This window comes from Ramlibacter agri, assembly GCF_012927085.1.
Taxonomy (GTDB): domain Bacteria; phylum Pseudomonadota; class Gammaproteobacteria; order Burkholderiales; family Burkholderiaceae_C; genus Ramlibacter; species Ramlibacter agri.
Genome location: NZ_JABBFX010000003.1, coordinates 337,822 through 358,544, shown reverse-complemented (window position 1 = coordinate 358,544; position 20,723 = coordinate 337,822). Strand labels below are relative to the sequence as shown.

The 20,723-nt window shown below is 69.6% G+C and carries 20 protein-coding genes; 7 read left to right on the top strand and 13 right to left on the bottom strand.

Features of this window, described 5'->3' with window-relative positions; translation table 11 throughout:
- The first annotated feature begins 45 nt into the window (after positions 1 to 45).
- The gene (locus HHL11_RS26340) at positions 46 to 1,113 is read left to right on the top strand and encodes an alpha/beta fold hydrolase (protein WP_169421584.1); all 1,068 of its coding nucleotides are present in this window, start codon (positions 46 to 48) and stop codon (positions 1,111 to 1,113) included.
- Here the strand turns inward: HHL11_RS26340 and HHL11_RS26335 are convergent.
- From HHL11_RS26335 to HHL11_RS26310, 6 genes are all read right to left on the bottom strand, one after another.
- On the bottom strand, positions 1,110 to 3,101 hold the full coding sequence (locus HHL11_RS26335; protein ID WP_169421583.1) for an acetyl/propionyl/methylcrotonyl-CoA carboxylase subunit alpha: 1,992 nt from the start codon (positions 3,099 to 3,101) through the stop codon (positions 1,110 to 1,112). The two genes, HHL11_RS26340 and HHL11_RS26335, sit on opposite strands and share 4 nt — an antisense overlap.
- A 6-nt stretch (positions 3,102 to 3,107) precedes the next feature.
- The gene (locus tag HHL11_RS26330; protein ID WP_169421582.1) at positions 3,108 to 3,746 is read right to left on the bottom strand and encodes a DUF4126 domain-containing protein; all 639 of its coding nucleotides are present in this window, start codon (positions 3,744 to 3,746) and stop codon (positions 3,108 to 3,110) included.
- Positions 3,747 to 3,831: 85 nt separating this feature from the next.
- The gene (locus tag HHL11_RS26325) at positions 3,832 to 4,605 is read right to left on the bottom strand and encodes an enoyl-CoA hydratase/isomerase family protein (RefSeq protein WP_342593284.1); all 774 of its coding nucleotides are present in this window, start codon (positions 4,603 to 4,605) and stop codon (positions 3,832 to 3,834) included.
- Positions 4,606 to 4,621: 16 nt separating this feature from the next.
- Complete coding sequence (locus HHL11_RS26320) at positions 4,622 to 5,458, bottom strand: hypothetical protein (protein WP_169421580.1); 837 nt, start codon at positions 5,456 to 5,458, stop codon at positions 4,622 to 4,624.
- Between the two features lie 74 nt (positions 5,459 to 5,532).
- Positions 5,533 to 7,155, bottom strand: a complete 1,623-nt coding sequence (locus HHL11_RS26315; protein ID WP_169421579.1) for a carboxyl transferase domain-containing protein — start codon at positions 7,153 to 7,155, stop codon at positions 5,533 to 5,535.
- Complete coding sequence (locus HHL11_RS26310; RefSeq protein ID WP_169421578.1) at positions 7,152 to 8,825, bottom strand: AMP-binding protein; 1,674 nt, start codon at positions 8,823 to 8,825, stop codon at positions 7,152 to 7,154. Before HHL11_RS26310 ends, HHL11_RS26315 begins: the two co-directional genes overlap by 4 nt.
- 103 nt (positions 8,826 to 8,928) lie before the next feature.
- Here HHL11_RS26310 and HHL11_RS26305 point away from each other — a divergent pair, with 103 nt between their 5' ends.
- Together HHL11_RS26305 and HHL11_RS26300 are read left to right on the top strand one after the other, a co-directional pair.
- Positions 8,929 to 9,957, top strand: a complete 1,029-nt coding sequence (locus HHL11_RS26305; RefSeq protein ID WP_169421577.1) for an AraC family transcriptional regulator — start codon at positions 8,929 to 8,931, stop codon at positions 9,955 to 9,957.
- 82 nt (positions 9,958 to 10,039) lie between these two features.
- Positions 10,040 to 11,983, top strand: coding sequence for an FUSC family protein (locus HHL11_RS26300; RefSeq protein ID WP_169421576.1), 1,944 nt, complete (start codon positions 10,040 to 10,042; stop codon positions 11,981 to 11,983).
- Here HHL11_RS26300 and HHL11_RS26295 read toward each other — a convergent pair.
- The 6 genes from HHL11_RS26295 to HHL11_RS26270 all read right to left on the bottom strand — a co-directional run bounded on the left by HHL11_RS26295 (position 11,973) and on the right by HHL11_RS26270 (position 16,544).
- Positions 11,973 to 12,944: a quinone oxidoreductase family protein gene (locus tag HHL11_RS26295; RefSeq protein ID WP_169421575.1), complete on the bottom strand. Its 972-nt coding sequence runs from the start codon at positions 12,942 to 12,944 to the stop codon at positions 11,973 to 11,975. The two genes, HHL11_RS26300 and HHL11_RS26295, sit on opposite strands and share 11 nt — an antisense overlap.
- Before the next feature lie 55 nt (positions 12,945 to 12,999).
- Positions 13,000 to 13,575 (bottom strand): TetR/AcrR family transcriptional regulator, encoded by a 576-nt coding sequence (locus HHL11_RS26290; RefSeq protein WP_169421574.1) that lies wholly within the window; start codon positions 13,573 to 13,575, stop codon positions 13,000 to 13,002.
- Between the two features lie 47 nt (positions 13,576 to 13,622).
- Entirely contained in the window at positions 13,623 to 14,519 is an 897-nt protein-coding gene (locus HHL11_RS26285) for a sterol desaturase family protein (protein WP_169421573.1), read from the bottom strand.
- 76 nt (positions 14,520 to 14,595) lie between these two features.
- On the bottom strand, positions 14,596 to 15,315 hold the full coding sequence (locus HHL11_RS26280; protein WP_169421572.1) for a LytR/AlgR family response regulator transcription factor: 720 nt from the start codon (positions 15,313 to 15,315) through the stop codon (positions 14,596 to 14,598).
- Positions 15,303 to 16,385: a sensor histidine kinase gene (locus HHL11_RS26275; RefSeq protein ID WP_169421571.1), complete on the bottom strand. Its 1,083-nt coding sequence runs from the start codon at positions 16,383 to 16,385 to the stop codon at positions 15,303 to 15,305. The genes HHL11_RS26280 and HHL11_RS26275 overlap by 13 nt, the downstream gene beginning before the upstream one ends.
- 30 nt (positions 16,386 to 16,415) lie before the next feature.
- Positions 16,416 to 16,544 carry a helix-turn-helix domain-containing protein gene (locus HHL11_RS26270; protein ID WP_169421570.1) on the bottom strand — a complete coding sequence of 43 codons (129 nt, stop codon included), beginning with the start codon at positions 16,542 to 16,544 and terminating at the stop codon, positions 16,416 to 16,418.
- A gap of 122 nt (positions 16,545 to 16,666) precedes the next feature.
- Between HHL11_RS26270 and HHL11_RS26265 the strand changes: the two genes are divergently transcribed.
- The 4 genes from HHL11_RS26265 to HHL11_RS26250 all read left to right on the top strand — a co-directional run bounded on the left by HHL11_RS26265 (position 16,667) and on the right by HHL11_RS26250 (position 19,932).
- Positions 16,667 to 17,083, top strand: a complete 417-nt coding sequence (locus HHL11_RS26265) for a hypothetical protein (protein ID WP_169421569.1) — start codon at positions 16,667 to 16,669, stop codon at positions 17,081 to 17,083.
- A 51-nt stretch (positions 17,084 to 17,134) separates the two neighbouring features.
- Entirely contained in the window at positions 17,135 to 17,650 is a 516-nt protein-coding gene (locus HHL11_RS26260; RefSeq protein ID WP_342593283.1) for a DUF2867 domain-containing protein, read from the top strand.
- 329 nt (positions 17,651 to 17,979) lie between these two features.
- The gene (locus HHL11_RS26255; RefSeq protein ID WP_169421567.1) at positions 17,980 to 18,201 is read left to right on the top strand and encodes a hypothetical protein; all 222 of its coding nucleotides are present in this window, start codon (positions 17,980 to 17,982) and stop codon (positions 18,199 to 18,201) included.
- Positions 18,202 to 18,393: 192 nt separating this feature from the next.
- Positions 18,394 to 19,932 (top strand): ABC transporter permease/substrate-binding protein, encoded by a 1,539-nt coding sequence (locus tag HHL11_RS26250; protein WP_169421565.1) that lies wholly within the window; start codon positions 18,394 to 18,396, stop codon positions 19,930 to 19,932.
- On the opposite strand, the gene HHL11_RS26245 is transcribed toward HHL11_RS26250, so the two are convergent.
- Entirely contained in the window at positions 19,919 to 20,605 is a 687-nt protein-coding gene (locus tag HHL11_RS26245) for a dienelactone hydrolase family protein (RefSeq protein ID WP_169421564.1), read from the bottom strand. The two genes, HHL11_RS26250 and HHL11_RS26245, sit on opposite strands and share 14 nt — an antisense overlap.
- Positions 20,606 to 20,723 lie beyond the last annotated feature (118 nt).

Below are 20,723 nucleotides of genomic sequence, written 5' to 3'. Positions count from 1 at the left end.
GGAGCGCCGTGGGTGCCATGCTGGCCCGACCAACAAGGAGACACCATGGACCGCAAGGGATTCCTGCAGGCCGGCCTGGGCGCCGTGCTGCTCGCCGCCACCGGCATTGCCAACGCCGCGGACTACCCCGCGGCCAAGGAAGGCAACTTCGTCCTGCGCGACTACCGCTTCCAGAACGGGCAGGTGCTGCCGGAACTGCGCATCCACTACCGCACGGTGGGCAATCCCGCCGGCGAGCCGGTGCTGGTGCTGCATGGCACGACCGGCTCGGGCGCCAGCCAGCTGACGCCGGCCTTCGCGGGCGAGCTGTTCGGCGCCGGGCAGGCGCTGGACGCCGGCCGCTACTTCATCATCCTGCCGGACGCCATCGGCACCGGTGGTTCCACCAAGCCCTCCGACGGCTTGCGCATGAAGTTCCCGCAGTACAACTACGACGACATGGTCGATGCGCAGTACCGGCTGGTCACCGAGGGCCTGGGCATCAAGCACCTGCGCCTCGTCATGGGCAACTCCATGGGCGGCATGCAGACCTGGATCTGGGCGCAGAAGTACCCGGGCTTCATGGACGTGGCGGTGCCGATGGCATCGACGCCCGGCCCGATGTCGGGCCGCAACTGGATGCTGCGGCGCCTGCTGGTGGAAAGCATCAAGGCCGACCCGGCCTGGAACAACGGCAACTACACGCAGCAGCCGCCCAGCCTGCGGCTGGCCTCGGTGTTCTTCGGCACCGCCACCAGCGGCGGCAACTACTCGTACTTCAAGGCGGGGCCGAACCACGAGAAGGCGGACGCGGCGCTGGACGCGCGGCTGAAGGCCGATTTCCCCGGCGACGCCAACGACCACATCTACCAGTGGGCGTCCTCGCGCGACTACAACCCGTCGCCGGGGCTGGAGAAGATCACGGCAACCCTGGTCGCCATCAACTCCGCCGACGACGAGCGCAACCCGCCGGAACTGGGCGTGCTGGATCGCGAGATCAAGCGCGTGAAGAACGGCCGGATCTACCTGATCCCGGCGAGCGACCAGACGCTGGGGCATGGGACGACGGGGCAGGCGAGGTTTTACAAGCAGGAGCTGGAGCAGGTGTTGAAGGCGGCGCCGCGACTGGATTAGGCCGCGAGCTTCAACAACTCCGCCCCTTCCGCCACCTGGTCCCCCGGCGCATACAGCAGTTCCGCCACCGTCCCGTCCGCCGGCGCGGCGATGGTGTGTTCCATCTTCATCGCTTCCATCACCGCCAGCGGCTGGCCCTTGGCGACCTTGTCACCGGCCTTCACCGAGAAGGACACCACCTTGCCCGGCATCGGCGCCGTCAGCCGGCCGCCTTCCGCGGCGCCCTCGCTCGCGTGCGCCAGCAGGTCCACCGACACGATCGCAGCCGCGCCCTGCGGCGTGAACACGTGGTCGGTCTCGCCGGTGGTGTAGACCACGGCGCGCACACGCCGCTCGCCGTGCTGCAGCTCGATGCAGCCCTCGCCCACGCGGAAGGCCAGAGGCGCCGGCGCCGAGCCGTTCACCGCCAGCTGCAGCGCGCCGTCGTGCAGGTAGCGCAGCTCCGCCTTCTGGTGTTGCCCGCCGAAATCGAATTCGAAGCGGCGGCCGGCAACGCCGTGCGAGCGCCAGCCGTCGCGGCGGCTGAACGGGTCGTTGCCCGCCAGCGCCTGTTCGTCTAGCAAGGTCTTCGCCACTGCGGCGGCCGCCGCCAGCTCCAGGCCCACCGGCTGCTGGTCGAACAGCACGGCCTGTTCGCGCTGGATCAGCGCCGTGTCGAGGTCGGCCTCGGCGAAGGAGCGGCTCTTGACCACGTAGCGCAGGAACTGCACGTTGGTCGCCAAGCCCACGATGTGCGTCGCCGCCAGCGCGGCATCCAGTCGCGCCAAGGCTTCTTCGCGCGTGGCGCCATGCACGATCAGCTTGGCGATCATCGAATCGTAGAAGGGCGAGATGGCATCGCCCTCGCGCACGCCATCGTCGATGCGCACGGGCCCGCGCTCGAACTCCACGTGCGGCGGCTTGCGATAGACCTGCAGGCTGCCGGTGGCAGGCAGGAAGTTGTTGTCCGGGTTCTCGGCGCAGATGCGCGCCTCGATGGCATGGCCGTGGATGCGCAGGTCCGCCTGCTGCAGCGGCAGCGGCTGGCCCGCGGCCACGCGCAGTTGCCACTCCACCAGGTCCAGGCCCGTGATCGCTTCGGTCACGGGGTGCTCCACCTGCAGGCGCGTGTTCATCTCCATGAAGAAGAAGTTCATCTCCTTCCCGCGCTGCTCCACGATGAATTCCACGGTGCCGGCGCCGACGTAGTCCACCGCGCGCGCCGCCGCCACCGCGGCTTCGCCCATGCGCTTGCGCATCGCCTCGGTCATGCCGGGCGCGGGCGCTTCCTCCAGCACCTTCTGGTGGCGGCGCTGCACCGAGCAGTCACGCTCGAACAGCCACACGTAGTTGCCGTGCGCGTCGCCGAACACCTGGATCTCGATGTGGCGCGGCCGCAGGACGTACTTCTCGACCAGCACCGCTTCGTCGCCGAAGCTGTTGCGCGCCTCGCGCTGGCAGGAAGCGAGCGCGGCCGCGAAGTCCTCGCTCTTCTCCACCGCCCGCATGCCCTTGCCGCCGCCGCCCGCGCTAGCCTTGATCAGCACCGGGTAGCCGATGCGGTCGGCCTCGCGCTGCAGCAGCGCCGGGTCCTGGTCGTGGCCGTGATAGCCGGGCACCAGCGGCACGCCTGCCTTTTCCATCAGCTGCTTCGATTCGGCCTTCAGGCCCATGGCCTGGATGGCCGAGGCCGGCGGGCCGATGAAGACGAGGCCCGCTTCCGCGCAGGCGGCGGCAAAGGCCTCGTTCTCGCTCAGGAAGCCGTAGCCGGGGTGGATGGCTTCGGCGCCGGTCGCCTTGGCGGCGGCGATGATGCGCTCCCATTGCAGGTAGCTCTCGCGCGGCGCGCTGCCGCCGATGTGCACCGCTTCGTCGCAGGCCACGACGTGCTTGGCATGCGCGTCGGCATCCGAATAGACGGCCACCGTGCGGATGGCCATGCGGCACGCAGTGGCCGCAACGCGGCAAGCGATCTCGCCCCGGTTCGCAATGAGGATTTTCTTGAACATGATTTCCTAACCCAGCTCGCGCGGCAACGGCCGCCCGCGGAAGAACTCACCCAGGCCCCGCGCCACCGTGCGCAGGAACCTCACCAGCAGCACCAGCAGCACGACCGCCAGCACCACGCTCACCGCCAGCACCAGCGCGAACAGCGCCGGGTGCGTGGCCGACAACCACAGCAGGAACACCACCAGCCCGTCTTCGGCCAGCGAGACGAACAGGTTGGAGAAGGGCTCGGGCGAGGTGTTGACCGCGGCCCGCGCCGTCATCTTGGTGGCGTGGCTGGTGGCGGCCAGGCTGCCGCCCACCAGCGCCGCGACCCAGGTCATGGCCTGGTTGTCCGCGCCCAGCGCACCGGCAGCGAGCGCGGCGCCCGCGGGAATCCGGATGAAGGTGTGCACCGCGTCCCACATCGAGTCGAGCAGCGGGATCTTGTCGGCGCAGAACTCCACCAGCAGCATGAAGCCGCTCGCGGCCAGCACCGCCGGGTGCTGCAGCACCAGCAGGCCATGCGGCAGGTCCACCCAACCCAGGTAACCCGCAAGTCCGGTGAGGAACACCGCGGCATAGAGCCGGAAGCCGCTGGCCCAGCCGAGCGCCGCCGCCAGCGCAAGCAGGTGCGGCGTGTCGAGCAGGTGGTCCAGCGAATCCATGGTCAATTCGCCGCCGGGCCGCCCCAAGGCGAATTGCGCCCCCTCGGGGGGTGGCGACGACACGAAGTGCGGAGACTGGGGGCCATCACACCAGCCAGTTCGGCTTGCGCTTTTGCAGGAAGGACTGGACGCCTTCGCGGCCTTCGGGCGTGGCGCGGATGTCGGCGATGCCCTGCACCGTGCGCGCGATCAGCTCCGGCGTGATCTCCTGGCCCGCCACGTCATGCAGCAGCTCCTTGCAGCTGCGCACCGCCGCCGGACCGGCCGTGGCCAGCGAGTTGGCGATCTCCCCCACCCGGTCGTCCAGGTGGCCGCTGCTCACCAGCTCGTGCACGAAGCCGATGCGGTGCGCCTCGGTGGCGGTGAAGCGCTCGGCACTCAGGAAGTAGCGATGCGCCGCCCGCGCGCCCATGGCGCGGATCACGTAAGGGCTGATGGTGGCGGGCACCAGGCCCAGGCGCGTCTCGCTCAGGCAGAAGTGCGCGGTGTCCAGCGCCACCGCGATGTCGCAGGCGGCGACCAGGCCCATGCCGCCGGCGTAGACGTCGCCGTGGATCTTGGCCAGCGTCGGCTTGGGGCAGGTGTACAGCGTGCGCAGCGTCTCCGCCAGCTGGCCGGCATCGGCGAGGTTGTCCTCGCGCGTGTAGTCGGCCATCTTGCGCATCCAGTTCAGGTCGGCACCGGCGCAGAAGGCCGGGCCGCGCGCGGCCAGCACGATGCAGCGCACGTCCGCGCGCGCACCGAGTTCGCGGAAAGCCTGGGCCAGGCCGGCTATGAGCTCCTCGTTGAACGCGTTGCGCACGTCGGGGCGGTCCAGCGTAACCGTCGCGATGGGTCCTTCGTGGGTGATCTGCAGCACGCTGGCCTCCTTGGGTCTACTTGGTCCAGACGACCGCGCCGTTGACGGCGTAGAGCTTGCACGGCATGCCTGCCGAGCGCTCGCAGCCGACGAGCGCGCGCTCGACCGGGTCGATCGGCAGGCTCGCATCCTTGGGGCGCACGCCCTGCGTCTGCCAGAAATAGCCGTTGGGCGCGAGCGCGAAGGCCTTGGGCGTGGGCAGCGCCAGCCACTTGCGGTATTCCGCGCGGCCGCGATCGCCCAGGAAGGGGATGGCGTCGACATCGTCGATGGCGGCAAAGCCGGTCGCGATGTGGCGCGGCTGCGGCACGGCTTCCGTCACCGGCGGCTGCTCGATGATGACCTGCGGCGCTCGCGGCAACACCGGCGCGGCCACCGGCTGCGCCATGCGGCTCAGGCGGCCCTTCAGTTCCACCACGGCGCGCGTCATGCCGGCATGGCACTCGTAGGCCTGCGGGCTGTCCATCTCGACGTGGTTGTAGTTGCTGACGATGCCGACCACGGCCACCGCGCCGGCCGAACGGGCACGCTGCTGCAGTTCCAGCAGCGCCTTGCGGAAGGCGTCCAGGCAGGTGGCGTCGTCGCCCTGGCGCTGGCGTGCACCGCCGCCGTTGTTGTTCGGGTTCGAGCCGGCGTACGGGTCGCCGATCGTGCGCACTTCGACGGTGCCCATGCTGGTGTCGACGCCCGCGGCGCTCGCGCTGCCGAAGCGCAGCACGATGTCGGGGCTGACCAGTTGGCGGGTGCCGTTGCTGCGCATCGCGGGTTCGATGGGCAGGAACAGCTTGTCGTTGCGGGCAAAGGCGCTGGCGGCGGCGGCCGCCAGCAGGATTGCAATGAGTGCGCGTGTCATGGTTCCTCCTCGTTGGAGGAGCCAGTATGGCCGCACCGTTCCAGAATGCATCACTTCTGTTGCGCCCTCGCGTCTTACATGCGGAAGACGCCGAACTTCGGCTCGCCGATCGGCGCGTTCAGGGACGCCGACAGGCCCAGCGCCAGCACGCGGCGGGTGTCGGCCGGATCGATCACGCCGTCGTCCCACAGGCGCGCGCTGGCGTAGTAGGGGTGCGACTGGTGGGCGAACTGGTCCAGCAGCGGCTGCTTGAATGCGGCTTCCTCTTCGCTGCTCCACTTGCCGCCGCGCCCTTCGATGCCGTCACGCTTGACCGTCGCCAGCACGCTCGCGGCCTGTTCGCCGCCCATCACCGAGATGCGCGCGTTGGGCCACATCCACAGGAAGCGCGGCGAGTAGGCGCGGCCGCACATGCCGTAATTGCCGGCGCCGAAGCTGCCGCCGATGATCACGGTGAACTTCGGTACGCTGGCCGTGGCCACCGCCGTCACCAGCTTGGCGCCGTGGCGGGCGATGCCTTCGTTCTCGTACTTGCGGCCCACCATGAAGCCGGTGATGTTCTGCAGGAACACCAGCGGCACCTTGCGCTGGCAGCACAGCTCGATGAAGTGCGCACCCTTCTGCGCCGACTCGCTGAACAGGATGCCGTTGTTGGCGATGATGCCCACCGGCATGCCTTCGATGTGCGCGAAGCCGCAGACCAGCGTGGCGCCGTAGCGCGCCTTGAACTCGTGGAACTCGCTGCCGTCGACGACGCGGGCGATGATCTCGCGCACGTCGAAGGGCTTGCGCGCATCCGTGGGGATGACGCCGTGCAGCTCCTTGGCGTCGAACTTCGGCGCGACCGGCGCGCGCAGTTCGACGGGCGACTCCTTGCGCCGGTTCAGCGTGGCGACGGCCTGGCGCGCCAGCGCCAGCGCATGCTCGTCGTTCATCGCCAGGTGGTCGGCCACGCCGGACAGGCGCGTATGCACGTCGCCGCCACCCAGGTCTTCCGCGCTGACCACTTCGCCGGTGGCGGCCTTCACCAGCGGCGGCCCACCCAGGAAGATGGTGCCCTGCTCCTTGACGATGATGGTCTCGTCGCTCATGGCCGGCACGTAGGCGCCGCCGGCGGTACAGGAGCCCATCACCACCGCGATCTGCGCGATGCCTTGCGCCGACAGGTTGGCCTGGTTGTAGAAGATGCGGCCGAAGTGATCACGGTCCGGGAACACCTCGTCCTGGTTCGGCAGGTTGGCGCCACCGGAATCCACCAGGTAGACGCAGGGCAGGCGGTTCTGGAAGGCGACTTCCTGCGCCCGCAGGTGCTTCTTGACCGTGATCGGGTAGTAGGTGCCGCCCTTGACCGTGGCGTCGTTGCACACGATCACGCAGTCGACGCCGGCCACGCGCCCCACGCCGGCGATCAAGCCCGCGCAGGGCGCGTCCATCTGGCCCTGCCCATTGAGGTACATGCCGTGCGCGGCCAGCGGCGCGATCTCCAGGAAGGGCGTGCCCGGGTCCAGCAGCATCTGCACGCGCTCGCGCGGCAGCAGCTTGCCGCGGGCGATGTGCTTGGCGCGCGCGCTTTCGCCGCCGCCGGCGGCGTGCATGACGACTTGCGCGTTCAGGTCTTCCACCAGCGCCTGCATGGCGCTCGCGTTCGCCTGGAAGTCCGCGGACCGGGAGTTGAGTTGGGTGTGGAGAATGCTCATGCCGTCTTGTCTTCCTGCAGGCCCAGTTCGGCCTTCATCGCGTCGCGGATCTTGAATTTCTGGATCTTGCCGGTCACCGTCATCGGGAAGGCGTCCACGAAGCGGATGTAGCGCGGCACCTTGTAGTGGGCGATCTGGCCCTGGCAGAACTTGCGCACGTCTTCCTCGGCGAGCTGCTGGCCCGGCTTGACGATGACCCAGGCGCACAGCTCCTCGCCGTACTTGCGGTCCGGCACGCCCACCACCTGGACGTCCTGCACCTGCGGCATGCGGTAGAGGAACTCCTCCACCTCGCGCGGGTAGATGTTCTCGCCGCCGCGGATCACCATGTCCTTGCTGCGGCCGACGATATTGACGTAGCCCTCGGCGTCCATGGTCGCCAAGTCGCCGGTGTGCATCCAGCCCTCGGCGTCGATGGCTTCGCGGGTCTTGGCCTCGTCGCCCCAGTAACCCAGCATCACCGAGTAGCCGCGCGTGCACAGCTCGCCGGTGGCGCCGGGTGCGACGGGCTTGCCGGTCTCGGGGTCCGCGATCTTCACCTCCAGGTGCGGCTGCACCAGGCCCACGGTGGCCACGCGCTTTTCCAGCGGGGTGTCGGTGGAGCTCTGGCAGCTGACCGGGCTGGTTTCGGTCATGCCGTAGGCGATGGTGACCTCCTCCATGTGCATGTCGCGCACCACGCGCTTCATCACCTCGATCGGGCAGGGCGAGCCGGCCATGATGCCGGTGCGCAAGGTCGAGAGGTCGAATTCCTTGAAGCGCGGGTGATCGAGTTCGGCGATGAACATCGTCGGCACGCCATGCAGCCCGGTGCAGCGCTCGGCCTGCACCGTCTCCAGCACCGTCAAGGGATCGAAGGCGTCGTTGGGATAGACGATGGTGGACCCGTGCGTGAAGCAGGCCAGGTTGCCCAGCACCATGCCGAAGCAGTGGTACAGCGGCACCGGGATGCACAGGCGGTCCGCGGCCGTCAGCTTCATCGCCTCGCCGATGAAGAAGCCGTTGTTCAGGATGTTGCGGTGGGTGAGCGTCGCGCCCTTGGGGAAGCCGGTGGTGCCGCTGGTGAACTGGATGTTGATGGCGTCGGTTGGGGCCAACGTGGCCGCGATTTCATCGATTTGCGGATCGTCCGGATTGCCGCGCGCCAGCAGCTCGGAGAAGCGCTGCATGCCGGGCTCGTCCGCGCCCTGGCCGGCGACGTCGATCCACACCGTGTGCTTCAGCTGCGGCAGCTTGGCGGGGCCCAGCTCGCGCAACATCCCCAGGTAGTCGCTGGTCTTGAAGCGCGGCATCGTCACCAGCGCCACGCAGCCTACCTTGTTCAGCGCGTATTCCAGTTCCGCCGTCCGGTAAGCCGGGTTGATGTTGACCAGCACCAGGCCCACCTGCGCGGTGGCCAGCTGCATCAGCACCCATTCGGCGTTGTTGTGGGACCAGATGCCGATGCGGTCGCCCTTGCGCAAGCCCAGGCCCAGCAGCGCGCTGGCCAGCTGGCGCGACGCGGTCCGCAGCTCGCCGTAGCTGTAGCGCCGGCCCTGGTGCCGGCTCACCAACGCGGGGTGGTCCGGCTGCTTCTGCGCGATGGCGTCGAAGAAGGCCGGGATGGTCTGCTCGATCAGCGGCGGCTCCTGGGGGCCGCGGGCCTGCGCCAGGCGGGGATCGTCAAGCATGTTCAGCTTCCGTTGGGTGCGGATGACAAGCATAGTCGCGCGGGGCGCGTCGCGGGGCGCTGGCCGGGTTGCAAATCCTGCCAAGCTGGTCCACAGTTCCGGCATGGCCACCGCTCCCGCCCCACCGCTGCCCGCCGCCGCCACGCCCATGGCCTTCGCCCGGGCGATCGTGGCGGCCTACCGGCGCGCCGGACAGGCCCCGGAGGAGGCCCTGATGGCGGTACAGATCACGCCAGGCCAGCTGCGCCAGTCCAGCGGCCGCATGACGGCGCGGCAGATGGAAACCCTGTCCGCCACCGCCATGCACGAGCTGGACGACGAAGGCCTGGGCGCCTACGGCCGGCGGCTGCCCTGGGGCAGCTACGGCATGCTGGCCCGCGCCTCGCTGGGTGCGCCCACGCTGGGCGTCGCGCTCAAGCGCTGGTGCCGCCACCACGGGCTGCTCACCGAGGACATCGCGCTCACGCTCAACGTCAACGGGCCGGTGGCCGCGATCGTCGCCGAGGAGCGCCGGCCCATCCCGGCCGACGTGCGCGAGCTGGTGCTGGCCTTCCTGCTGCGCAACGTCCATGGCCTGGCCTGCTGGTACATCGATTCACGCATCCCCTTGCGCGAAACGCGGCTGCCCTTCCCCGCCCCACCGCACGCCGAGGCTTATGCCCACATGTTCCCTGGGCCGCAGCAGTTCGGCGCGGAGCATGCCGAGCTGCGCTTCGATGCGGCCTACCTGCAGTTGCCGCTGCGGCGCGACGAGAAGGCGCTGGCGCAGATGCTGCAGCGGGCGCTGCGCATCACGGTGCTGCAGTACCGGCGCGACCGCCTGCTGGTGCCGCAGGTGCGCCAGGTGCTGGCCGCGCAGCCGGAGCAGGCCACCAGCGCCGAAGCCATCGCGGCCATGCTGCACGTCTCGCCGCGCACCTTGCACCGCCAGCTGAAGGAAGAAGGCGCCAGCCTGCAGCAGCTGAAGGACGAGGTCCGCATGGAGATGGCGCGGGACCTGCTCTATCGCACCGGCAAGCCGGTGAAGCAGGTGGCGGCGGCCGTGGGCTTTCGCAACGAGAAGAGCTTCGCGCGGGCTTTCAAGGCCTGGGCGGGCGTGGCGCCTGGCGCCTTCCGCGACGGCTCGTCGTAGCCGGGGCGGCCCCGGCGTCGAGACTCGGCGGCTGGGCCTGGGTCCTACACGGCGCGCGTCGCAACACCCCTAGCATCGCCGAATGCTGGAACGGCTGCTCGCCTCCGACCCGGGCTGGGAGCGCCTGCGCGGCAGCCTGCGCGCGCTGTTCACGGCCGGCCTTGCCGCCGGCGTGCTGCTGCCGCTGGCGCGGCTGGTGGACCAGCCCTCGTCGGTCGCGCTGGCGGGTGCGGTGGTGCCGCTGATGACGTGCGTCGTTCTGCAGGATCCGAGCCCGAAGCAGCAAAGACGCACGCTGCTGCTCTCACCGCTGGCCGCCCTGCCCGGCATGTGGCTCGCCGCGTGGACTTCCGGCAGCGCGCGCTTGGCGGCAGCCTGCTTCGCCGTGGTCATCGTCGCCGGCCTGCTGGCGCGGCGCTTCGGCCCGCGCGGCGCCGCACTGGGCGCGCTGGCTTACCTCTCCTATTTCTATGCCTTGCTGCTGAAGCTGGAGCCGGGCCAGGAGGCCTGGACGGCGGCGGCCCTGCTCGCCGGCACGGCCGTCGCCTATGGGGTGCGACTGCCCTTCGCCGAGACGCCGCAGCGCCAGCTGCGCAGCGAGTTGCAGGCCTGGCGCGCGCGCTTCGGGCTGCTGCTTGGCAGGCTCGCGCATGGCTCGAACGCGCGGCGCGAGCTCGCGCGGCTGAACGCGTTGTCGCTGCGCATCGACGCCCGCCTCACGCAATTCGGCAGCGATCCGCCGGTGGCCGGCGCGCCGGGCGAAACCTTGCGCGACCGCCTGCTGGATGGCGAGATCGCGGCCGAGACGCTGGCGAGCGCCAGCGAGGCAGCGCCGCACGCCGAGCCGCTGCAGGAAGCCTTGCGGGCGCTGCACGGCAGCGTCCGTGGTGAAGCTTCAGGCGATGGCATGCAGCTCGCAGGCGTCGCCGCGCGCAGCCTGCCGGACCCCGATCTGGCCTGGCGCTTCCGCCAAGCCGCGCGGGAGCTGGTCGAGACCCCGGCGTGGCAAGCACCGCTGCCCTGCCTCGAAGACGAGCCGCAGCGGGCACCGCCCGGCAAGAAGGCGGAGCCTGCCGCGCCCCGGCGCTGGTACGCGCTGACCGACAGCCAGCGCCAGGCCTGCCAGGCTGCGGTGGCGGCGCTCGGCGCCAGCGCAGTGGGCTACGCGATCTCCAGCGACCACTGGTATTGGGCCGTCTATTCGGCCTTCGTCGTCTTCACCCGCGCCACCAGCATGGGGCAGGCGCTGTCGCAAGCCTGGCAGGGCATCCTCGCCAATGTCGTGGGCGTGACCTTCGGCCTGCTGCTGGCCAACGCCGTGCACGGCCACATGGCGCTGCAGCTGGTGCTGCTGTTCATGTTCATCGGCGCCGGCTTCTATGCCTACAGCGGCCTGCAGCCGCTCTACACGCTGCTGCTGACGGCCATGCTGGCCATGCTGTACGAGCTGCTCGGCGAACACACGCCCGACCTGCTGGTGACGCGGCTGCAGGAGACGGTGGCCGGCGCCGCCGTGGGCATCGCCAGCGGGCTGCTGGTGTTCCCCGTGCGCACGCAATCGCACAGCGACCGCGAAAGCGCCGCGCTGCTGCGCGAAGCCGCGCCGCTGCTGCGCGCCGCGCTGGAACCGCCGGGCCGCGGCGAGGCGCGCGAAGACGTGCGTGCGCTCGATCGCAAGCTGCAGGCGCTGCGCCGCGCCCTCGGCCCGGTGACGCATCCCAGCTATCCGGCCGCCAAGGCGCCGCATCGCGAGCGGTTGCACCAGCTGTCGGTGCTGGTGTATTGCATCCGGCACCTGCTGCACCTGGCCGCCGAATATCCGGAGGACTTCCGCGATGCGCAGGACCTGCGCGAATCGGCCGCCGCGGTCGCCTCCAACCTGGAGGCTGCGGCAGATGCGCTGGAAGACAAGCCCTCGTCTGCTCCCCGCGCGATGGGCACCCCGCAGGCGTGCCAGGAGCGCCAGCGCGTTGCAGCCCACTGGCTGCAGACGGTCGACGCGATCGCTCGCCGGCTTAGGGAATGAGCAACAGCTTGCCGGTGGTCACGCGGCTCTCCATGTCGGCATGCGCGCGCGCCGCGTCGGCCAGCGGGTATTCGCCGCCGATGCGCACGCGCAGCTGGCCGGACAACACCCAGTCGAACAGGCGGGCTGCCCGCGTGCGCAACAGATCCGGCGTGCGGACATGGTGCGCAAACACCGCATATCCGAGCTTGATGCTCTTGGGCAGGCGCATGATCTCGATCGCGTCCGGCGCACCGAGCACCGGCCCGTACCAGCAGAAAGTGCCCGAGACGCGCAGCGCGTCCAGCGAGCCCTGGAAAGTCCTGGGGCCCGAGCCATCGTAGACGACGTGCACGCCCTCGCCGCCGGAGAGGCGCACGGCCTCTTCGGCGAACCGGCCCTGCGTGTCGACGATCACGTGGTCGGCTCCGGCCTCCTTCGCCACGGCAACCTTGTCCGCCGATGAGACCCGGCCGATCACCGTGCCGCCGCGCAACTTGATGATCTGCGTCAGGAGCAGGCCCAGCCCGCCCGCGGCGGCGTGCACCAGCGCGACGTCGCCGCGCTGCACCGGGTAGAAGTCGGTCGCGAAATGGCTAGCCGTCAGGCCTTGCATCATGAGCGCCGCCGCAGTGCGATCGTCGACGCCGTCCGGCACGGCCACGAGCGCGCCGGCCGGAACCACGACCTGCTCCGCATAGCTGCCCGGCGCATACGCCCAGGCCACGCGCTGGCCAGGCGACCACTCCGTCACGCCCGCGCCCACGGCCAGGACGCGCCCGGCGCCCTCGACGCCCAGCGGCTTCGGATACGCGAACTCGGACCAGAAGCGCTCGTCCTGGCGCACGCCGATGTCCATGAAGTTGACGCCCGCGGCCGCCACCGCCACCAGCACCTGGCCCGGCCCTGGCGCCGGCTCCGGCCGCTCGACCTGCTCGATCACTTCCGGCCCGCCGGCGCGGGCAATCACCATGGCTTTCATCGTTGGGATCCTTTTTTGAACGTTCATTCCAGAACTGGGCAAAAAAAGGGGCGGCTCACTGGAGAGCCCGCAGCGCGAGCCGCGCGAGCGTCCGCAGCTCCGCATCGCCGGCGCCGCCACGCGCGGCGAGACGGATCGCCGCGATGTTGGATACCAGGAAGCCAGCGCCCTGCAACGCGTCGGTGTCGGCCGAGAGATCGCCGGCCGCCTGGGCCTCGCGGATGCGTGCGGCCAGCGCCGTGCGCAGGACCTTGCCGGCGGCCTCGCGGACCGGCCGCAGGTCAGCGCCACCCTCGCTGTCGCTGCCGAACTCGGCGAGGCAGCTGACGCCCAGGCAGGGCGTGCGGGCTTCAGCGACCACGCGCTTGAACACCTGCTCGAGCCCGGCCAGCGGCGTGGCGCCGCTGTTCAACGCCTCCAGGTGCGCAGCCGTCTCCTGCTCCGCATAGCGCCCCACCGCGGTGAGGTACAACGCCCACTTGCCGCCAAAGGTGTTGTACAGGCTCTGCTTGCCGATCTGCATCGCCGCAGTGAGCATCTCCGCGGACGCGCCGGCGTAGCCGCTGTCGCGGAACACCGCTACGGCGGCATCGAGGGCATCGTCGGGATCGAACTGCTTGGGTCGGGCCATGCGGCGACTGTAGCCATTCTGGAATGACCGTTCAAATACACGGGGTTTCAGGCCGTCGCCGCCACCGCCTCCCGCCGCAAATCCTCCGTCGTCCTGCCTTCGCCACCCGGACGCCAGCCGGGCGGCTTGAGCAGGTAGCCGCAGGCCTCGCCGAACGAGCGGGCCGTGCGCAGGTCGCGCCACAGGCCGACCCATTGGTGAAACTCGATCGTCAGCAGGTTGTAGCCCGTGATCGGCTCGACCAGGCCGTATTTGCACGGCAGGTCGGCGCGCTCGGGGATGTAGGTGCCGAACAGGCGGTCGAACACGATCAGCACGCCGCCGTAGTTGCCATCCAGGTATTCGAGGTTGGAGGCGTGGTGCACGCGATGCGCCGAGGGCGTGTTCAGGATCCACTCCAGCGGGCCCAGGCGCGGGATCCAGGTGGCGTGCGTCCAGAACTGGTACAGCAGGTTCAGCGACAGCAGCATCAGCACGATGCGCGGCGGCATGCCGAACAGCGGCGCCAGCATGAAGAAGGCGATCGTGCCGGTCAGCCGGCCGGTCCAGCCGAAGCGGTAGGCGGCCGACAGGTTCAGCTGGTTGGGCGTATGGTGGACGGCGTGCGAGCACCAGAACCAGCGCACGCGGTGCGCCGCGCGGTGGTACCAGTAGTAGCAGAACTCCTGGCCCAGGAAGCAGGCGGCCCAGCCGGTCCAGTGGTCCATGCGCAGGGTCCACAGCCGGTGCTGCCAGAACCAGTCCATCGCGCCGAACCAGAAGCCCAGGGGGAGCAGCACGGCCAGCGGGTACTCGCGCACCAGGAAGTCGATGACCGAGATGCCGGAGGCCTTCCAGTCGTAGCCGGCGAAGCCCTGGCGCCACGAGAGCACCAGCGCCTCGATCAGCGACGAAGCCAGCACCGTGACCACGGCGGCCTTGAGGATGGCGTAGAGGATTTCCATGGCTTTGCAGCCTACGGACGGCCGCCGGAGCCGCCAAGCGCTTTGGGACGAACCGCGTCCCTGGCGGGGCGAACCGTCAGCCGGCCGGGGCCTGCAGCCGCTCCAGCAGCGCCGGCCGGTGCTGGCGGCTGCAAGGGACCTCGGTGCCGTCCTGCAGCACGACGACTGCATCGCCGTTGCCACGCGGCCGCACGGCCCGCACAGCGGCCAGCGCCACCGCGGCGCCCCGGTGCGTGCGCACGAAGCCCGGCCCCAGGTCCTTCAGCAGCGATTCGAGCGTGCGGCGCAGCAGGAAGGTGCGGCCCGCCAGCTTCAGGTTGACGTAGTTGTCGGCCGACTGCAGCCACTGGATGTCGGCGCTGCGCACGACGTGGGTCGCGCCGCGATCCACCACCAGCAGTTGCGTGGTCGGCGTCGCAGCCTGCGGGCGTGCGGCCTGCACGCGCGGCACCATGCGCAGGCGCCGGATCGCCCGCTGCAGCCGCGCCGGCTCCACCGGCTTCAGCAGGTAGTCGGCGGCTTGCGCGTCGAAGGCCTGCAGCGCGTAGCGGTCGAAGGCCGTCACGAACACCAGTTCCGGGCCGTCGTCGGGCAGCGACGCGGCCACCGCGAAGCCGTCCACCTCGGGCATCTGCACGTCCAGGAAGATCACGTCCGGCTGCAGCTGCGCCGCCAGCTCCATCGCAGCGGCGCCGCCGTCCGCTTCGCCGACGACCTCGACGTCGTCGAAAGCGGCCAGCATGCGCCGCAGCTTGTCGCGCGCCGGCGCTTCGTCGTCGACGATCAGTGCGCGCATGGCAGCTCCACGCCGGCGAGCAGCCCGCCGCCGGGCCGCAGGCGCAAGGTCAGGCGGGCGCCGGCGCCGTGCAGCGAAGCCAGCCGCCGCTCGAGGTTGCCCAGGCCCACGCCGCGCCTCGCCGGCAGCACCTGCAGGTCACCATCGTCTTCGATCTCCACCCGCAGCATGCCCGCGTGGTGCGCCGCCCGCACCACGATGTGCGTGGGCGCACGGCGCTTTTCGACGACGTGGCGGAAGCAGTTCTCCAGCAGCGCCTGCAGGCCCAGCGTGGGCACCCTGCAATGGCCGGCGCCCGCGTCGACCTCCCAGGCGATCCGCACGCGGTCGCCGAAACGCTGCGCCATGATGTCCGCATAGGCGCGCAGCAGCGCCATCTCCTCGTCCAGCGATTGCTCGGGCTTCTGGCTGGCATCCGTTGCGGCGCGCAGCAGGCTGCCCAGGTGCGTGAGCAGCGCGTCGGCCTGGTCCGGATCGGTGTGGATCAGCGAAGACACGGTGTTCAAGGCGTTGAAGAGGAAGTGCGGTTGCAGCTGCTGCGTCAGTTGGGCCAGCTGCGCCTGCTGCGCGAGCCGCGCCTGCTGCTCCGCGCGCAGCCGCTCCGTGGCCCAGGCGCGGTAGGAGTGCACGCCGAACTGGATGCCACCCAGCAGCGCATAGAACAGGCTGAACTTGATCGCCTCGTAAGGCAGCGACTCCACCTGCAGCGCGGGGTGCAAGGGCAGGCCGGCGAGCGCGTAGAAAACCAGCCGCAGCCCACGAATCGCCGCGATGAAGGCCACCACCTGCAGCGGCATCCAGGCCCACATGCGCAGGAACCAGCGCGCCGGCTGCCCCAGCAGGTGGTCGCAGCGCAGCGAGCGCCGCACTTGCACCACGGCCAGCGCGGTCGACACCAGGGCCGCGATGCCGTATTCGACGACCGGGTTCCACAACTGCTTGCCACCCGTCCACAGGTATTCCTGCGCGCCGATCAGGAACATCAGCACCCAGAACGCGCCCCAGATCCACAGCACCCGCCGCCACAGGCGGTGGGGCCGGTTCGGCAGGCTCAGGCTGGTGGTTTCCATGCAGGTGCGATGATGCACCAGCGCGGAAACTCAGGCGACCGCGGCAGTGACGGAAGGCTGGGACATGCCGAGCGCGTCCGCGCCGGCGCCGATGCCCCCATGTTCGATCGCGGCGCGGAAGGCCTCGATCATCTTGTGCGTGATGTACTTCTTGCTCATGGCGCTGGCGGACAACGTTAGCAGACCGCGAGGCGCGCTGTTGCACCCTGATGCAAGCCCAGGTCAACGATGGCGGAAAATAAGCCGTTGAACAGCTGGCTGTTCAACCTGCAAGGAATCAAATGAAGAAACTGCTTTTCGCGTTGGGATTTGCCGCCGCGGCGTTTTCGGCGAGCGCCGCTGACGTCGGCGTATCGATCAACATCAGCCAGCCGGGCGCGTACGGCCGCATCGACATCGGCCGCTTCCCGCAGCCCGAAGTGGTGATGGCGCAGCCCGTGATCATCCAGCGTCCGGTGCATGTCGTGCAGCCGGTCTACCTGTGGGTGCCGCCCGGCCACCAGAAGCACTGGTCCAAGCACTGCCACGAATACAACGCCTGCGGCACGCCGGTCTACTTCGTCCGGGACAACTGGTACCAGCAGCACGTGATGGTCGAGGAACACCGGCATGACCGCCACGATCGGCGCGATTGGGACGACCGCGATCGTGACCACGACCACGACCATGGTCGCGGCCACGACAAGCACAGGCACTGAGCCGGCGGCCTGCGGCACGCGATGCGGACCGGACACTCTCGCCCGACCTCTGTGCCGCTCCCTGCGGAGTCGGCGGTTGCCAAGGCCTACGCGTCGACGAACCTCGCCGACGCTTACGCGATCGAGCTGCCCGCCGGAGCGTCGGCCCAACCCGAATTGCTGGCGAGGTTCATCTTCGCCCACCAGCCGCCGTGGATCGGCCGCCTGATGAAGGTTCGAGACGCGCTCGTGGCCGGTTTCGGCCTCAAGACAGCCAGGCATCTCGCCGCACTGGAGGCGGAGAGCGGAGCGGGCCGGCTCGGCATCTTCAGGATCTACAGCACGGGTCCCACCGAAGTCGTTCTCGGAGAGGACGACAAGCACCTGGACTTCAGGCTCTCGGTCCTGTGTTCCGGCCCGTCGTCGACGGGAGCCCGGCGTCGCTTGGTCCTGTCGACCGTGGTCCATTGCCACAATCGCCTGGGTCGTTTTTATATCTTTCTCATCGCCCCGTTTCATCGCTGGGTCGTTCAATCCAGCCTTCGGAGCGCGGCACGGAGCGGCTGGCCGCCGGCGGCGGAAGCGTAAGCGCAGCCATGGATCAACCAGGTACTCCGTCCCTTGGAGCACCAAAGTCGGTCGACGAGGTCATGCAATGCCTCTTCCGGGACGGCTGGGATCCGTCCGTCGCATTCGATGCCGGGTCCAGGCCGTGCCTGAATCTCCCGCCGCACCTGATCCGGGGATCGATCCAGGCTCTCCTGGGTCGACCGGACCTCTCCCGCTACACGCATGCACTCAGCAGGATCGTCGAACCGACGGAAGACGATCTTGCTTTGCGAGCCGAATGGAAAAGGAACCTGGCTCACCTTCGATCCCTGACGTTCACGTCCGCAACGGGAACGGAGCGCCAGCGAATGAAGCTGCTCGAAATCGCTCGAAACAAGACAGTGGTCAAGGCGATGCAGCACGCACTCCAGCAAGAGCTGCTCCCGGACCCGCGAAAGGTCGAACCTTCGTGGCTTGCGGTTCTGTACGCGGACGGAACAGAGGCATCCATCCTGGAGGCAAACCGATTCAATGCGCTTCTCGATCCGAAGACGCAAGCAGTTGTGCTCGGCTATCGTGATGAAGCATGAAGGCTTCACCCATCGCGAAGATGCCGGTCCCTCGATCGGTCCCGGTGGGGCGTCGATCGCAACTCCCAGGAAGTCGCGGACCTGACCCAGGCTTGCCGTGGGTGCGCGAGAAAGTTGAAAGCGGGGCAGGCGCCTCGTGAGGCCTGGCGCCAAGTAGCGCGCCGCCAAGCCTTCGCGCATACTGCGCAGCGAATGGCCGCCTCCCCCCTGCTCCCCACGCTCCGCCACGCCCTGCGCCTGCTGGCCGTTGCGGCCACGCTTCTTGCGGCCTGGCCCGCCTTCGCCGCCGACCCTGTCGTCGTCGGCTCCAAGCGCTTCACCGAGAGCTACATCCTCGGCGAAATCGTCAGCCAGACCTTGCAGCAGGCCGGCGTGCCGGCGCAGCACAGGCAGGGCCTGGGCAACACCGCGGTGATGGACCAGGCGCTGGCCAGCAACAGCATCCAGCTCTATCCGGAATACACCGGCACCATCGTCCGCGAGCTGCTGAAGAAGGACCTGCCCGCCAACGAAACACCCACGCTGGCGCAGATCAACGACTGGCTGAAGCCGCGCGGCTTGAAGGTGGGCGTGCCGCTCGGCTTCAACAACAGCTATGCGCTGGCGATGCGCGAAGACGACGCGGCGCGGCTGGGCATCGCCAGCCTGTCGGACCTGGCGAAGGCGAAGGGGCAGCTGCGCTTCGGCCTGTCGCACGAATTCCTGGTACGGGCCGACGGATGGCCGGCGCTGAAAAAGGCCTATGCGATCCCCTTCGACCCGGGCAGCGGCCTGGACCACGGCCTGGCCTACCAGGCGCTGGCGCAGAAGCAGGTGGACGTGGTCGATGCCTACACCACCGACGCCCAGATCGCGCGGCTGAAGCTGCGCGTGCTGAAGGACGACCGCAATTTCTTCCCGCGCTACGACGCGGTTCTGCTGATGCGGGCTTCGGTGGACGAGAAGCCGCTGGCCCCGCTCGCCAACCGCATCGACGAAGCGACGATGCAAGGCATGAACGGGCAGGTGGAGATCGACGGCAAGACCTTCGAGGAGGTGGCGAAGGGCTTCGTCGCCGGCAAGGCGGACACCACCCAGACGACCGGCCGGAGTTTCATCGACCGCCTGTTCGCGCCCGACCTGCCGCGCCTGCTGCGCCAGCACCTGGTGCTGGTGTTCGCCTCGCTGGCGATCGCGGTCGCCATCGGCATTCCGCTGGGCATCGTCGCGCAGCGCCGGCCGCGGCTGGCCGGTGCGCTGATGGGCGTGGTGGGCATGGTGCAGACCGTGCCTTCGCTGGCCCTGCTCGCCTTCCTGATCGCCATCGTCGGCACCATCGGCTTCGTGCCGGCGCTGCTGGCGCTGGCCGTCTATGCGCTGCTGCCCATCGTGCGCAACACGCATGCGGGCCTGGTGGGCGTGCCGCAAGGCATGCGCGACGCCGCGCTGGCGCTGGGCATGCGCCGCGGCCAGGTGCTGCGCTCCATCGAACTGCCGCTGGCCGCCCCCACGCTCTTCGCCGGCATCAAGACGGCGGCGGTGCTGAACGTGGGCATGGCCACCGTCGCCACCTTCATCGGCGCGGGCGGCCTGGGCGAACGCATCGTCGCCGGGCTGGCCGTCAACGACACCGCCTTCATGCTGGCTGGCGCGGTGCCCGCCGCGGCGCTGGCGCTGGTGACGCAGTGGGTGTTCGACCTCATCGAGCGCCTGCTGCTGCGCCGCAGCCCCGGCAGCGTCAAGCCCGAGTGAGCTGCTCCGCGAAGAAGGCCGTCGTGCGGTCCCACGCCGCCTTCGCGCTGGCCGGCTCGTAGGCCGCGCGGTCGTCGCAGTTGAAGCCGTGGCCTGCGTCGTACTCGTGCACCGGCACGGCGGGGAAGGCAGCGCGGAGCTTCGCCACGTCGGCCTGCGGGATGTTGGTGTCCTGGCGGCCGAAGTGCAGCAGCACGGGCTTGCGCGGCGCCTCGGCCAGGTAGCCGGCGATGCCGGTGCCGTAGAAAGCCACTGCGGCGTCCACGCGTGCCAGCCGAGCGGCGGCCAGCCAGGCCAGCGTGCCGCCCCAGCAGAAGCCGATGACGCCGATCTTGCCTTGCGGGCCGAGTTCGGCGCCGATCGCGTCGACAGTTGCGGCCACGTCGCGCATCGCGACATCGTCGTTCACCTGCTGGCGGATCGCGCGTCCGCGCGCCACGCCTTCGGCCCCGTAGGCCAGCTGCGCGTCGCGCTCGGCGCGGTCGTACAGCGCGGGCGCGACGGCCAGGTAGCCGAGCGCGGCCAGCCGGTCGCAGATGCTGCGGATGTGCGCGTTGACGCCGAAGATCTCCTGCAGCACCACGATGCCCGCGCGGGCGGCGGTGGCAGGGCGGGCAGCGTAGGCGCCGAAACGGTGGCCGTCCGCGGCCATGAGTTCGAGTTGCTCGTTCATGGCCCTGGATTGTCGGCCCGGATCACGCCGCCTTCGCAAAATGTGGGGTGCGCAGCTCGCTGCGCACCGCCCGACGCGCTTCGCAAGGCTGCGCAGCGAGGCAAAAAAAAACGGCCCC